13 protein-coding genes are annotated in these 13,829 nt (G+C 39.2%); 9 read left to right on the forward strand and 4 right to left on the reverse strand.

Translation table 11 applies throughout. The annotated features are described in order from the left end of the window. Positions 1-5: 5 nt before the first annotated feature. Entirely contained in the window at positions 6-413 is a 408-nt protein-coding gene (locus tag KE626_RS08025; RefSeq protein ID WP_211972357.1) for a DUF3408 domain-containing protein, read from the reverse strand. A 4-nt stretch (positions 414-417) separates the two neighbouring features. Continuing rightward, entirely contained in the window at positions 418-1,185 is a 768-nt protein-coding gene (locus tag KE626_RS08030; protein WP_211972358.1) for a ParA family protein, read from the reverse strand. 929 nt (positions 1,186-2,114) lie between these two features. Between KE626_RS08030 and KE626_RS08035 the strand changes: the two genes are divergently transcribed. From KE626_RS08035 to mobC, 5 genes are all read left to right on the forward strand, one after another. Continuing rightward, complete coding sequence (locus KE626_RS08035) at positions 2,115-2,663, forward strand: BfmA/BtgA family mobilization protein (RefSeq protein ID WP_211972359.1); 549 nt, start codon at positions 2,115-2,117, stop codon at positions 2,661-2,663. A 2-nt stretch (positions 2,664-2,665) separates the two neighbouring features. After that, positions 2,666-3,616: a DUF5712 family protein gene (locus KE626_RS08040; protein ID WP_211972360.1), complete on the forward strand. Its 951-nt coding sequence runs from the start codon at positions 2,666-2,668 to the stop codon at positions 3,614-3,616. A gap of 122 nt (positions 3,617-3,738) precedes the next feature. Next, positions 3,739-3,990, forward strand: coding sequence for a hypothetical protein (locus tag KE626_RS08045; protein WP_211972361.1), 252 nt, complete (start codon positions 3,739-3,741; stop codon positions 3,988-3,990). 690 nt (positions 3,991-4,680) lie between these two features. Then, a complete protein-coding gene (locus KE626_RS08050) occupies positions 4,681-6,132 on the forward strand; it encodes a hypothetical protein (RefSeq protein WP_211972362.1) in 1,452 nt (483 codons plus the stop codon). Positions 6,133-6,446: 314 nt separating this feature from the next. Then, on the forward strand, positions 6,447-8,465 hold the full coding sequence (gene mobC / locus KE626_RS08055) for a conjugal transfer protein MobC (protein ID WP_211972363.1): 2,019 nt from the start codon (positions 6,447-6,449) through the stop codon (positions 8,463-8,465). 193 nt (positions 8,466-8,658) lie between these two features. Here the strand turns inward: mobC and KE626_RS08060 are convergent, their stop codons facing one another. Then, entirely contained in the window at positions 8,659-8,901 is a 243-nt protein-coding gene (locus KE626_RS08060; RefSeq protein ID WP_211972364.1) for a helix-turn-helix domain-containing protein, read from the reverse strand. Between the two features lie 618 nt (positions 8,902-9,519). On the opposite strand from KE626_RS08060, the gene KE626_RS08065 reads away from it, so the two are divergent. From KE626_RS08065 to KE626_RS08075, 3 genes are all read left to right on the forward strand, one after another. Continuing rightward, a complete protein-coding gene (locus tag KE626_RS08065; protein WP_211972365.1) occupies positions 9,520-9,861 on the forward strand; it encodes a hypothetical protein in 342 nt (113 codons plus the stop codon). A gap of 107 nt (positions 9,862-9,968) precedes the next feature. Continuing rightward, positions 9,969-11,714, forward strand: coding sequence for an ATP-binding response regulator (locus KE626_RS08070; RefSeq protein ID WP_211972366.1), 1,746 nt, complete (start codon positions 9,969-9,971; stop codon positions 11,712-11,714). A gap of 69 nt (positions 11,715-11,783) precedes the next feature. After that, positions 11,784-12,806, forward strand: a complete 1,023-nt coding sequence (locus tag KE626_RS08075) for a terpene synthase family protein (protein ID WP_211972367.1) — start codon at positions 11,784-11,786, stop codon at positions 12,804-12,806. Between the two features lies 1 nt (position 12,807). Here KE626_RS08075 and KE626_RS08080 read toward each other — a convergent pair whose 3' ends face one another. Beyond that, positions 12,808-13,101 carry a hypothetical protein gene (locus tag KE626_RS08080; RefSeq protein ID WP_211972368.1) on the reverse strand — a complete coding sequence of 98 codons (294 nt, stop codon included), beginning with the start codon at positions 13,099-13,101 and terminating at the stop codon, positions 12,808-12,810. Between the two features lie 306 nt (positions 13,102-13,407). Between KE626_RS08080 and KE626_RS08085 the strand changes: the two genes are divergently transcribed. After that, the gene (locus KE626_RS08085; RefSeq protein ID WP_211972369.1) at positions 13,408-13,815 is read left to right on the forward strand and encodes a hypothetical protein; all 408 of its coding nucleotides are present in this window, start codon (positions 13,408-13,410) and stop codon (positions 13,813-13,815) included. The last annotated feature ends 14 nt before the right edge of the window (positions 13,816-13,829 follow it).

Below are 13,829 nucleotides of genomic sequence, written 5' to 3' on the forward strand. Positions count from 1 at the left end.
TGTAATTATAAAATAGGTTTGTATTTATTATTAAAGTTGGTGGTGATCTGATCTCCAAACTCCTGAAAATGATATTCAAGCACATTATTCAGGTATGCGTATATACTTATTTTATCTTCTCCAATGATCTGTACAATACGCGAAAGACGTTCATGAAAATCAGGCCGGATATACACAGACTTTCCGTCACGCGCAGTGGTCTCCGCTTTTTTGAAAAACAGCTCTTCATAGTCCACATCACTTGCTTTCTTTGCCTTACTTCGCTCTTTTCCAAGAGATTTTTCTGCCACTGATCCAACTGAAACTTCAGGTTGAGCCTGTAAGCCTTCTTTTTTCACACCATCAGCCATAATAGCCATCATCATCGCTTCATCAATTTCAGGTGTAATTTTCTTTTTATCATTCTTTTCCATAGCACTATAATTGAATGGTTCTCACAAATTCATCTATAAACAAGTCCAGGCGGCAGGCTTTCATTAACCTCTCATCAGGCGGCAATAATGTAGACCGAAATACAGTTTTAGCAAGGGCTTCACTTTCCTTGCGAAAACGCATACTGCTGGTAATCTGACTTTGCATCAGGCTTAGTCCCAGTTCATCAATCAGCGTATTGTAAATATCATACAAGGGCGAGCGTTCACGTCCATCAACCTGATTCCAAAACAAATTGATGGTTTCAATGCTATTCTCACCTCTTTTCATGATTACATCCTTCATCAGCTGTGAAAATACCAGTGTACTTTCCATCACAACCCGGTCGGCAGTGATCGGGGTAAAAATATGGTGCATCCCCGCGAGTGCTTTCAATATACCTGGCGTATTTACCGTCCCAGGGAGGTCAAAAAAAATAACATCTACAGGTACCGATAATGAATCCATAAACTCATAGGCTGCCTCCAATACTCCCTCAGATCCATGCTGCAAAATGGGATATGCCTTCTTGTTGATCGTTGTAAATTGCTTATAGGCTGTTCTTTTAAAAACCTCATTCTCCATAATAGCAGCCATATCCCGGCTCCTCATTTTCAATAAGCTATGTTGGGGAAAATCACAGTCATAGACCGCGACATTATAACCTAGCCTGTAGTGCAGGATACTGGCAGCAAGTGCCGTAAATGTGCTTTTTCCTACGCCTCCTTTTTGAGACGAAAAGGCAATAAATACTGTTTTGTGTGTTGTGTCCATATGTATCACTATTTTTAAATATTTATCTATGCTTATAATTACTTCAGTCCCTATCTAATTACCTAGCAACCTATAATTATCTCTATGGATAAAGGGCCATACCGAAATACACGCTTACCTATTAGCCCACATAATTAATTCAGCATCTGTGTATGGTACTATATCTTTAAGTAGCAACATACATCTCAAATCAACTACTCATGTCTATCCACTCATACATGACTATTTGCTCATGTACTTATAAAATCAGTTACCTCTATACCTCTTAGCATGCCAACCTATGTCCACAACTCATTGCATCGATACATCAGTATATTAGTTTTTGCGTACAGACGTATAAACCTATTTGCAACTATAGGAGCAGATGCCAATACAAAGAAATGCAGATACATACTTGCTTTCGTAAAGTTGGCATTCATTGGCACGCATTGGCGTCATATGGCCGACCTACGACTTAGAGTACTCTATTTTTAAGCCCGTACTTTGTAAAAAGATTTTAAAATAGAAACACAGAAAGGAATTTCGGCCGGCATGGTTTCATAGTTAACGGCCAAGGATAACTTTCCGTAGCCAACATCTAGTCCGCCCCGTAAAGCGGATTTGATTATTACCAGATAACAGCACGATACGAGTTGAAAAAGCAAGCTTTTTCCTCATTTTCTTTTTAATAAATGTGATAGCAAATGAAAATATTTAGGACGCATACTAATGTTTTGAAAAAAGCAAGCGGGAGTTGGGCAGTGGCCCTACTCGCTTGCCCCCAGCTGAGGCTGCGGGAGATTTTAGTATACTCCAGGTATACTTTGGACCTATGAGAGCCTGTTAATACCTTATTGGGTATACTCTCCGGTATCCTGGATAATGATATCCCGGATTCTAAGGCACTCTGGATAAAGAAAAAATAGCAGGAACCAGTTAATGACGATTCAATGAAACAGACAGACACGAACAGTATACGTTATCCACAAGAGATAGACGAAAAGATGGAAAAGCTGGCCAAAAACCTAAGCCGAAGCAAAAAGGAACTATTTTGCCAAATGGTAGATTACTTTTACCGAAGTAAAAAAGATCCTGCTGACCCAGGAGATGAAGTACTTAAAAAGGAACTCTCGGCAGGTGTTAATAGGATCATTTCTTTTATCCGCCAGCAGGAAAAGGATTTTCTGTTACCCCTATTTACTGATGCAGCTTCTCTTAAAACCGCCAGCTCAAAACAAAAGGAACTATTAGAGGGTATCGCCAAACTTCTTTTAGCAGAAAGGGAAAAGACCCTTTCCTTGATCGAAAAAACTGACCGTCTTCTGGCTGGGATGAAGATTATTGCCACACGGCAGGCCGAAAAAGACACCCTCAAACAGTGTTTTAGCGAATTATTAGAATACTATATTGTTCAGCGTGAAGAGATGAGCTGGACTACAACCACCCAGAAAAAGGACGAATTGGCAGCTCATATTCGTAAATCTTTGAAAAATTTATAATCATGTTTATCAATATTACGGACTCAGAAACCGGAAATAACCTGGGCAGCTGCGCTGCACTCATACACTATCTGGAAAAGGAAAACAGGCTTATCGGTGAGGAAAAGCCTCACCCAGAACTATGGTTTAATGGCCAGAGAAAAGACGCTATACACCAAGAAGTCCGGGTAAAAATTGATAATAACAGAGCTAAACTGGGGAAAAATGATGCAAAGTTCTATCTGATCAACATCAGTCCAAGCCAAAAAGAAATAGCTCACCTTAAAGAGCAATTCGGCGAACAGCGCGCAGAACAAAAACTAAAAGACTTTGCAATACATATTATGGATGAATATGCCCGTAACTTTAAACGTGAGGGCATAGAAAGTAATATTGACCTCTTATGGTACGGAAAACTGGAGCATTATCGCTATTATAGCCATGCAGATCCGGAGGTTAAAAGCGGGCACCGTAAGGAGGGAGAACGCAAAGAAGGGGATCAAATGCATGTGCAGGTGGTGGTAAGCCGTAAGGATATTACGGACAAAATAAAGCTCAGCCCAATGAACAACTCGCGGGGAAAAAACACTGAACATTCCGCCAAACTAGGACAATTCGACCGCAAAGCCTTTAAGCAATCCGGAGAAACGCTATTCGACACCATGTTCGGCTATAACAGAGAACTTAAGGACACGATGATTTATGCGCTGACCATGAAGGGCAGCAATATGGAAGAGAAAAAACACTTCTATGCCCAACAGACAGATGAAAACGATAGAAAATTCCCTGAACCCAATATTGAAATTTTGCGTGATCCTAACAATACACAGGAACAGGGTGTTGCTATTGAATTTTCGGGGGGACTTCTCGACAACCTGCTATCTTCAGACCCAGGCAGTAATGAGCAAAATGATCTTCATGCAATGTTCCAACGGAAAAAGAAGAAGAAGCGGCCACCTGGACAAAACAACTGATTGGGGAACGAGCTAACATTTCTCCCTTTATAAAACGGTTAAAAATCAAAACATTCCCAAATAAAAATTTGCTGGAAAGATTATATTACAGGAACTTCAACGATTGAACACAAAAGAAAACGATGACACAAGAAATTAAGAAATTCAATATTACTTTGCCTCTGGAGTCACAGATGATACATTTTGATTTGCACCCTGTAAATATCAGGGAAAAACAATTGTATCAGGTCTATACCCGATTCGGAGATAAGGAGTACCGGTTTCATATGCAGACTGAAGATGGAAAAAATTTCAAGATCACTGACAGAATGAGTTGTCCAAAAGAATATATTGATCTGGAAGCAAACTTATCAGAAGCGATAATCAACAGCTAAGCTTACAGCAATACAGGATGTGGTTCGTCTTTTTGTAATTATTTGTCAACCTAATAGTACCTTTTTTGAAGGTTTGGGGTATACTTTAAAACATTTTGTATGAACATCTTGAAAAGATTCAAACCCTGGAGAGGAAAATTCTTAAGTACAGTATTCATTGTCAGTGTTGGAGTATTAGTTCTCATTTTCATTATGAGAATGTTTACTTCATATGGGGAGAATGCCATTATCCTCGCTATTGTGGGCACGAGCTATGTGACTTTGAATATATTATTACTGAGAATTGAAACCCTGAACAATCAGGTTAAGGCACTATTACAGAATAAAGGCGAAGAAATAACTCGATAAATTCAAGTGTTAGCCCATGAAAAGTTGATTTAATGTTAATGATCTCAATAAAAAAATCATTTTGCCATTGAGTTCACCCTCCTGCGATAGGTTATATGATATTCTCAACCAGCGTATGCTGAGTGTCACAATTCAATTTTTTTGGGGTTAACAAACAATGAATAGAAAACCGGCTCTTGATTCTTCTCAAGCCGTTTCTTTTGATTTTCCAGTTCCGGGCCGTGTACCGGGAACATATATTTTCACATGATAGTAGTGATTTCTGCAGTTTGGAGAAACGGCTCTATTGCCTTTTTCCGAATTGGAATTGATGTATTATTCATTTGTAAATATTTTTAATTAGTGGTTCAATTAATTCATCAACGACACCCGAAGGAAAAGATTGTTATTGACCTTTTTAAACAAGGTTCTGCAACCGAGTTCATTGCCAGTACTCTAAAAATGAGCCACATCAAAGTTATTTTTATACTATCAGGCAATAGGCTGCTCATTTGCGAGAAATCACCGTCAGAAAATGACCGCAGGATTATTCTTGACTTATATGATGCCGGAGTTCTTCTTTCAAAAATTGCAGAAAAACTTTCTCTCGATATAAAATTGGTTATCGGTACAGTCTATACAGCGGATCAACTGGTCAATCTTTATCAATCACAACAGTCCCGATCCAGCTTCAAACACACTTCAATTAATTACAGTCCAAGGAAAGAGCCCCAAAATAATGAATTAAAATTATTGGACATACTGGAGGCTAAGGACATTATCAGGGAGATGTTTACAGGCAAAAAGGTTTCCGAAATTGCAAAAGAACATGACAAATCCGTGCGTAAAATTTTTGAAATGCTTAGCAGCGTCGGCATCGACTCCATGGAAATTCAAAAAATCAAGACGCTTACCAAGTGCCGAGATATCCTTATCAGCAGAAAATTAATTAAGGAAGGATACGATATCGCCAATATTGCGATGCACTTCCAAGTATGGGCTATTTCCTTAAAGACTTGTACACAAATAGCGATCAAAAGATTGCCTTTTACTACCGAAAGTGACCTTATTCGGGAATATAATGATCTCTGCCTTCACATCAATACGAAAATTGGAGAACGATGTCCTACAATAGACTCAAACCATCCCCCTGATAATAACTGTGATGAATTTTTAAAAGGGGAAGCTCAGAGAAGCCTGAGAAACAGTACTCCCCACTGCGAACAACTTGCTGCTGCACTCATCAAGGAAATTGAAGCAGGAAAAAAACTTCAGGATATTTCTTCAGAATTCAAGTTGTCAATTCATAAAATAAAGATTGCCCTAAAGTTATCTAATACTGATATCAAAACAATACGCCAAAGAGTGCTGGAACAAAATAGAGATATTTGGAACAAAGTGAGGAGTCAGTTCAGAACACTGCTGAAGGAAGGAAAAACCCTAAAAGAAATAGCCTGTATAACCGGGTATTCCGAACAGAGATTAATAAATTTACGGATGCGAACCGATATCTTATACACTTCGACAGGTCAGCAGTACGTTAAAGATGCTTACATCCAGGGCGTCACCATTAGCCAAATAGCACAGGATTTCAGATGTTCTCAAAAGACTATAGGTGATATAATTTACTCTAAACAGTTAAAAACCAAAACGGATAATAAAGAAAACATTCCAAAGTACACAAAACCAGGAAAAAAACCGCTGCTAGAAGTCATAGAAGCGTTATATGCTGGATGGTCCATACAAACCATTGTTGACAAAGGTATGGCCAGCCAGGCAACGGTATACCGATACAAAAAGGCTTTAAAATTATAGGGGAAAAAGAATATCCCACCATGATTATACTCATCTCAGGCAAGTCATCACGATAAGCCCATTTCTTAAGACAACTGAATGGATTATAATATGCTCAGTTGCATAAGCAGCCTACACTTGACAGCATTACCAATCGCCTGCCAACATTTCGATTATATCCTAATTCCAAAGACGCCAATTATCTTCAATAACTGCCCCCCGTTAATTCTCACTCCTATACGCCAAAGGCCGCCATTATAAGCCATCCACTCCACGTCTGCCATAGCCAATACACACAGCCTCTACATTGGTCTCCAACATAATTATATACCATTATGCAAGGAGAAGATTTAAGAGGATTAGCCAAGATTATGGCTTTTATGCGCGCTGTAAGTATTCTTTTAGTACTGATGCACTTTTACTGGTTTTGCTACGAGTTTTTTGTACAACGAGAGTGGACACTGGAAGTTATAGGAAAAATACTTACCAATTTCAACAAAACCGCCGGACTATTTTCAAGCCCTTTTTACACCAAAGCATTTGCTCTGGTGCTTCTTGCATTAAGCTGTTTAGGCACTAAAGGAGTGAAAAATGAAAAGATTACATGGGCAAGAATCAACACCGTATTATCTGTAGGATTTGTCCTTTTTTTTCTAAGCACACCATTATTGAAGCTTTCCACAGCAATGGCAGCTTCGCTATACATGCTAACGACATCATTAGGATATATAGCTCTTATGGTTGCAGGGCTATGGATGAGCAGGTTGTTAAAAAACAACCTGATGGATGATGTATTCAATAATGAAAACGAGAGCTTTCAGCAAGAAACCAGATGTTTAGAAAATGAATACTCTGTCAATCTTCCAACGAAATTTTATTATAAGGGTAAATGGAACGACGGCTGGATATCGGTTGTAAATGTTTTTAGGGCCACAATCGTGCTGGGGACTCCGGGATCAGGGAAATCCTATGCAGTGGTCAATAATTACATAAAGCAACACATTGAGAAAGGCTTCAGCATGTACATCTACGACTTTAAGTTTGATGACCTTTCTACCATTGCCTACAATCATCTCCTAAAACATACTGATAAATACAAGGTAAAACCTAAATTCTACGTCATCAATTTTGATGATCCCCGTCGAAGTCACCGCTGTAATCCTATCAATCCACAATTCATGACCGATATTTCTGATGCCTATGAATCTGCCTATACCATCATGCTGAATCTTAATAAATCGTGGATTTTAAAGCAAGGTGATTTTTTCGTGGATTCACCAATAATATTGCTTGCAGCCATTATATGGTATCTGAAAATTTATGATAACGGACGATACTGTACCTTTCCACACGCCATTGAATTACTCAATAAAAAATATGCAGATGTTTTTACAATACTAACCTCTTATCCTGAACTGGAAAATTATCTTTCTCCATTTATGGATGCATGGCAGAGCGGTGCCCAGGATCAGCTTCAGGGGCAGATCGCTTCAGCAAAAATTCCTCTGTCAAGAATGATCTCTCCCCAACTCTATTGGGTGATGACCGGTGATGATTTCTCTCTCGATATTAACAATCCTGAAGAACCCAAGATCCTTTGTGTGGGTAACAACCCGGACCGGCAAAATATTTATTCTGCAGCACTGGGATTATATAATTCCCGTATCGTAAAGCTGATTAATAAAAAAGGGCAATTGAAAAGTTCAGTCATTATTGACGAATTGCCTACTATTTATTTCAGAGGATTGGATACTCTTATAGCCACCGCTCGTAGCAATAAGGTTTCCGTTTGCCTTGGCTTTCAGGATTTTTCGCAATTAATCAGGGACTATGGTGATAAAGAAGCTAAGGTCATTCAAAATACCGTAGGTAATATTTTTTCAGGACAGGTGGTAGGTGAAACGGCGAAAAATCTCTCTGAGAGATTCGGAAAGGTTTTACAAAAACGACAAAGTATTTCAATAAACAGGAACGATACATCAACCTCAATATCGACACAACTCGACAGCCTGATACCGGCCTCCAAAATTTCTACCCTAACGCAGGGAATGTTTGTGGGAGCCGTTGCCGATAATTATGATGAGCGCATTGATCAAAAGATTTTTCATGGTGAAATTGTTGTAGACAACAAAAAAGTTGCTGCTGAAACCAAAGCCTACAACAAAATACAGCAAATACGTTCATTTTGTAACGATAAAGGAGAAGATACCATGAAACAGGAAATTGATGCCAATTACAGGAAAGTAAAGCTTGATGTTGTAAAAATTATCGAAAGCGAGTTGGATAGGATTAAAAATGATCCTGATCTGCAGCATTTGGTGCCGCCATCAGATCCTAAAAAGAAGCCACAATAAGCAACTGTTTTTTATATAATATTGATGCTCCAAACAATAATAGGCCCTAATGAACTCCTGCAAATTTACCAGTATTACTATAATATTTTGGATTAACGTCTGCATAACAGCTTAATTCATCTCAGCAAACTAGTATTGCACAACAATTATTAAATAGTAGTTTTTATATGGAACGAAGAGTCTCACTGATCTTTTATGTATCCTTTTTGGCATAGGGAATGATCTCACCAGGCTCCGCTCCCAGTGCCCAGATGAGTGCTACCAATGTTACGGTATGCATATCACGTAAGCCATTCTCAATTTCGCTGATCCTGCCAACACCCATGCCACCGGCAGCAATGCCTAAATCAGTCTGTGTCCAACCCAGCTCGATTCTCTTCTTCCTGATATTGGCACCTATCTCATATAATACAATTTTATCGTCTAAACCATTCATTTTTGCAAAATCCTGTCAATTTCTGGCATTTGATTTCTCACCTTTGGTAAATTTGCGTTTTTTATATATTTTAGACTTATAAAACGGTTTTTTAGAACAATATCGAAAGCTGAGGTTATAGTAAATTGATATTCAATTGCTATTGATCTCCGTTTTCAAGGAATAGATCATATTTAAACTTGACGTGTGCGAAAAATTCCATACTTGCGTTACCTTGGACGGGAGAGCAAGTAATCGGAAAAGCGATGCTCGCAGCTAATTGGCGCGGGCACTCGCTTGTTAATGTTAGTCTGTCTCCCGTCCAAGGCAACCAGACGAAGCGTTAGGCAAGTGAGTGTCCGCGTCATTTTTATTTACGCCAACACAATCTTTACCCCCGGATATCTCTTACCCGTAAAACCTCATTAGATGAATAATCTCTTATCAAACGAAGTACGTTATTACCGCTACCTGGTGCTTACCCTGATTATTCTTTTGGGACTGAGTACTATTTTTTCTATTTTACTTTCTATTCTCTTAGTACGAAGTAATCTGGCGTGGGAACATGCAGAAACAAACGTTCTTTCAGCGCTCCAAGACCAAATCCGCCTGTTCTTAATGGCCGCATAACCCATTTCTTTGAAAACGAATAACCCGAATACTAAACCCAAAATTAAAGCGATGACTCCAATATCTTTTTATATCATACAGGTTGATACCCATTCCGAGACTTCTGGTATTGTACATTTCCGCTACCTTTCGGCTCATTGCCCCATGGCATTCACCCTCATGCACACTACCGCCAACGAGCAAAGCTATTTATATAAAATAACACTCCTTTTTGTCCCTGATGGCAGGCAATTGAATCAATGTATTGTTGCAGATATTAAATATATTAGCTCCAAGCAGGAACTTGCAAGCTGCATTTCTCACCTGCTTCTATATGGTGAAAATATAAGAGTAAACGTCAATGTAAGTTAACTACTCTGAAATCCCCAAAACACAGCAATTGTTAATACCCAAATCGTTTACAAAGGATTTACACTTTAATCTTTACAAAAGTTTTATTTTGACTAAACCCTTTTTCAATGAGCTATTCCCTCAAATCCATTCGGCATATTGGTACATCTGGTGTAAGCGAAACGCAAAAAAAAATTATTTTAATTGTTAATACCATTTCGATTATTACCTCTTTACTTGCGCTTACAGCAGGAACATTTCTTTTCATGCTCACCGGGAAGGCTGCCATCGGTATTGCGGCGTATGCTGAAGTAGGCATGTTTTCCAGTATTATTGTTATGAACCATTTTAAGAAATATGGTGTTGCACGTATTGCCATTCACATTTTCCAAAATGCAACCGTCCTATATTTCGGTCTTCTGTTCGGAAAACATGTGGATGTAAAATTAATGATCGTTTTTTTAGGGATCATACCATTGCTTTTGTTCACCGATAAACACGTAAAGATCACGTGTTCAATTATCACCTGCATGACCTTGTTTATTCTGGAATACAATTATCAATATCCCATTTTTGAGCCGATATCCCTTAGCCTGCATGAGGAGCGTATTTCCCGGTGGGTAAGCCTGGCCGTTATTCTGTTTTTAGTAATGGTCGTGGTCTGGTTTAATGAAGAAGACAAACGCAAAGCGAATGAATCCCTCTCCCACGCCAATCACAAATTGGAACAGCTGACTGAACAACTACAACAATCAGTAGCCTCCAAAGCCAAATATGTACAACAGATCACCCACGAAATCAGAGGTCCATTTAATGCTATTTTTTCGATCGCCCAACAATTGCTTGCAAAATTACCTACACTGGAGCATTTCAAACAGTTCGAAGAAGATATACAAACACTCAATGCAGGCTGTTATCAAACGCTTACCATCATCAACAGTGCTTTAGATCTTTCTAAACTGGAAGCGGGTACCTATCCGGTCACATTGACCACGATCAATGTACGCAGCTGGATCAATGATATTACGGCGATCTTCCAATACATAGCCTCACATAAACAGGTGACCATCAAAACAACAGTTAGACCAAGTGTTCCCAGCTACCTTAAAGGCGATCATGAAAAGTTGACACGAATCGTCAATAATCTATTATACAATGCTATCAAATTTACCAGCAAAAATAGCACGGTAACCATTACGGTAGATAGTAATGAAATGTTTTGGAGCATTAGTGTTTCTGATCAAGGCAAAGGTATAGCTAAGAAAGAATTGGATGAAGCCTTTAAAATATTTCATTCAACCAGTACCAACAGTGCAGAAGGAACGGGCCTGGGGCTTTATTTCGTTAATGAAACCATTGGTCTTTTAAAAGGAAAAATTGAGGTCTTCAGCCATCCTGGTCAGGGTTGTACTTTCGTAACGCGATTTCCATTAATAGCAACAGCTCCACATGTGGAAAGCCCTTCAGACAATGGTTCCATCGCACAATCTAATCTGAAAGGGAAACAAATACTTCTTATTGACGATGATCTGATGCAGGCCACTTACGTGAAAAAATATCTGGAAAGTAATGGTGCTGTCGTACATCTTGCAGAAACAGGAAAGGAAAGTTTTAACCAATTGGATAAACATCGAGTGGACCTGATCATTTTGGATAATACGCTGCCGGATACTACAGGCATTGAGTTCCTCCGAGCACTGCAAAAAAGCCATTTTGACCTGATTCCCGTCATCATGGTAACTGCTGATAATAACATACGGCGGGAGGATGCCATAACAGCGGGTGCCTGTGACTATCTGTTAAAGCCCATCATTTTGAAGGAATTAAGGGCCATGGCAGCGAACTGTTTTCAAATTACCCCTACAGAAAAGTAATAAAATAACAGCATGGAGAACATTTAGAACATTGATAAAACACAAAATCAATAATAAAGCGGCTGCAACTTGTTTGCAGCCGCTATCCGTATTTTTATCGGTACCAGTCCACGCTGGCCATACTTTACTCACAACGATAAAAAAATGCTTGTCACACTTCCCCGTATCTATTGTCCTTACAATGGAACGATTAACCCGCTTGTCGATTTGGCAGAAAATCATACAGATGCATGGCTGCGCCAATTTAAGTTACTGCCCGACAACACTGCTTATAAAAAATACAGGACTCAGGGTTTTGCTTACATGGTCGCAAGAATGTTTCCCACAGCACAGAAACCCCTGCTTTTTGCACTCACTGATATTAACAGTCTTCTTTTTTTGCTTGACGATCAAATAGACCCGGTTTCAAAGGATTCCGGAGCAGATAAACCTCAGTTACGGCTTTTTATCTCGTCTTTCATGTCCGTTTTGTTTAATCCTTTGCCCCAGAAATATAACCATCCTTTTCTAAACGCTTTGGCCGATTTCTGGAGTAGAGCTACTGCTTTAACATCGGATCTCTGGCAATGGCAATTCGCCACAGCACTTTGTCAAACCTTCCAGTCCGCTCTCTGGCAGATGGAGAATATCAAAAATGACTACAAGCCGACCTTAGAAGAATATAAGATGCACCGCCGTTATTTAGGAGCAGCCAATATCGCTACAGCTTCCATACCTGCCGTCCTGAATATCCCCAGCAATTGGGGTTCCCTGACGCAGCAGGTGGTGGAACTCACCCAGCTGGCAGAGAATATTGTTTGCTGGGCAAATGATCTCTACAGCCTTGCAAAAGAAATAGAACAGGGTGATACTTATAACCTTGTACTGCTTATTCAACAGGTGTACGGCCTCTCTTTGGATGAGGCGATTATAAAAACAGTTGGCGTTCATGACCAGGCCATGAAACGTTTTCAAATCAAGGCCGATGCGTTGGTAGGAAAATCCCCTTCGCTCACCCATTATATAAATGGACTCAAATATATTATCCGCGGAAATGTGGACTGGTCACAAAATGAAACAACTCGTTACGAGTTTGCCTATGCCCGGGAATAATTTACTTCATGCTGTTTTTTTGGCGTTTACTTTCTATCTCTTTTGCAATCATACCAAAAATAATTCGCTTATCTACCCCGATCAGGTAAGCAGCCGCGTTGATTTCCTCCACCGTAAAAGAACCCAGACGTTTGATCCGGTACAATAGAGTTTGATAATTCATCCCCATATCCTTTGCAAAATTCGTTTTCTTAACAGTCGGAAAAATAGAGCTGAATGTTGTAGCATGACCCGCGTCAATTAACACCTTTACAGTAGCATATACCTCTTTATCTTGGGTTTTATGTGTTGTCATTGCTGATTAGTGAAATAATATCTGTCACTAATATGCTCTAATAATTGCCCATAGCAATTTATTATATGATACGGTACATTTTTTAGTTCTATAATTAATATTTTTAGTTCATTTTTTCTTCTTTTTATTTAAAAATCCTATATTTGATACTCGTGTAGGGCTTACAATAAGCCAGTTACGAGTACTTATATTTTTAAGCCAAAGAATTTATATTCTTATCTAGTTACAATGTAGTTATACCCCTGACCAATAAGGGGAGTTTCGTTTCCCTCAAGATTCCTTCAATCCCAGACAAAATCTCATTATATGGATGGTTATATAACCGGAAGCGGCAACCCGGAGAAGATATCATTATCGGATTGTTTTACCCATGAGCAGGCAATAGAGAATTACAGACTATTTCTTTGCTATTATACTGGTACCCGCGAATTTATGCTGCACCAAAATCTGCGGTATCGCAGCGAGTTCCTGCAAATAGCACGTGTTGCTATTGACCTGCTGCATTTGCATTACGATCCTACCTGGAAAATTCGCGTAGATATTTTTAAGATGTATAATGCAACAGATGTATGCCAACGGTTGAAGCATATCAATGAGTATAGAAAAACATGTCCCTTCTACCTGCGGACCTCACCAACCGAGAGGGCATACCTTGATCTGTTTGTACACGTTCTGCTTCAATGGATCTATGAGGTATTACCCATAACCAGCTAAATTTTCACCTGTTT

The organism is Chitinophaga hostae (assembly GCF_018224885.1).
Taxonomy (GTDB): domain Bacteria; phylum Bacteroidota; class Bacteroidia; order Chitinophagales; family Chitinophagaceae; genus Chitinophaga; species Chitinophaga hostae.

What these genes read in the sequence shown, in the direction of transcription:
- KE626_RS08025 (WP_211972357.1), bottom strand. Translation starts at nt 413, where the DNA reads ATGGAAAAGAATGATAAAAAGAAAATTACACCTGAAATTGATGAAGCG.
- KE626_RS08030 (WP_211972358.1), bottom strand. Translation starts at nt 1,185, where the DNA reads ATGGACACAACACACAAAACAGTATTTATTGCCTTTTCGTCTCAAAAA.
- KE626_RS08035 (WP_211972359.1), top strand. Translation starts at nt 2,115, where the DNA reads ATGAAACAGACAGACACGAACAGTATACGTTATCCACAAGAGATAGAC.
- KE626_RS08040 (WP_211972360.1), top strand. Translation starts at nt 2,666, where the DNA reads ATGTTTATCAATATTACGGACTCAGAAACCGGAAATAACCTGGGCAGC.
- KE626_RS08045 (WP_211972361.1), top strand. Translation starts at nt 3,739, where the DNA reads ATGACACAAGAAATTAAGAAATTCAATATTACTTTGCCTCTGGAGTCA.
- mobC (WP_211972363.1), top strand. Translation starts at nt 6,447, where the DNA reads ATGCAAGGAGAAGATTTAAGAGGATTAGCCAAGATTATGGCTTTTATG.
- KE626_RS08060 (WP_211972364.1), bottom strand. Translation starts at nt 8,901, where the DNA reads ATGAATGGTTTAGACGATAAAATTGTATTATATGAGATAGGTGCCAAT.
- KE626_RS08070 (WP_211972366.1), top strand. Translation starts at nt 9,969, where the DNA reads ATGAGCTATTCCCTCAAATCCATTCGGCATATTGGTACATCTGGTGTA.
- KE626_RS08080 (WP_211972368.1), bottom strand. Translation starts at nt 13,101, where the DNA reads ATGACAACACATAAAACCCAAGATAAAGAGGTATATGCTACTGTAAAG.
- KE626_RS08085 (WP_211972369.1), top strand. Translation starts at nt 13,408, where the DNA reads ATGGATGGTTATATAACCGGAAGCGGCAACCCGGAGAAGATATCATTA.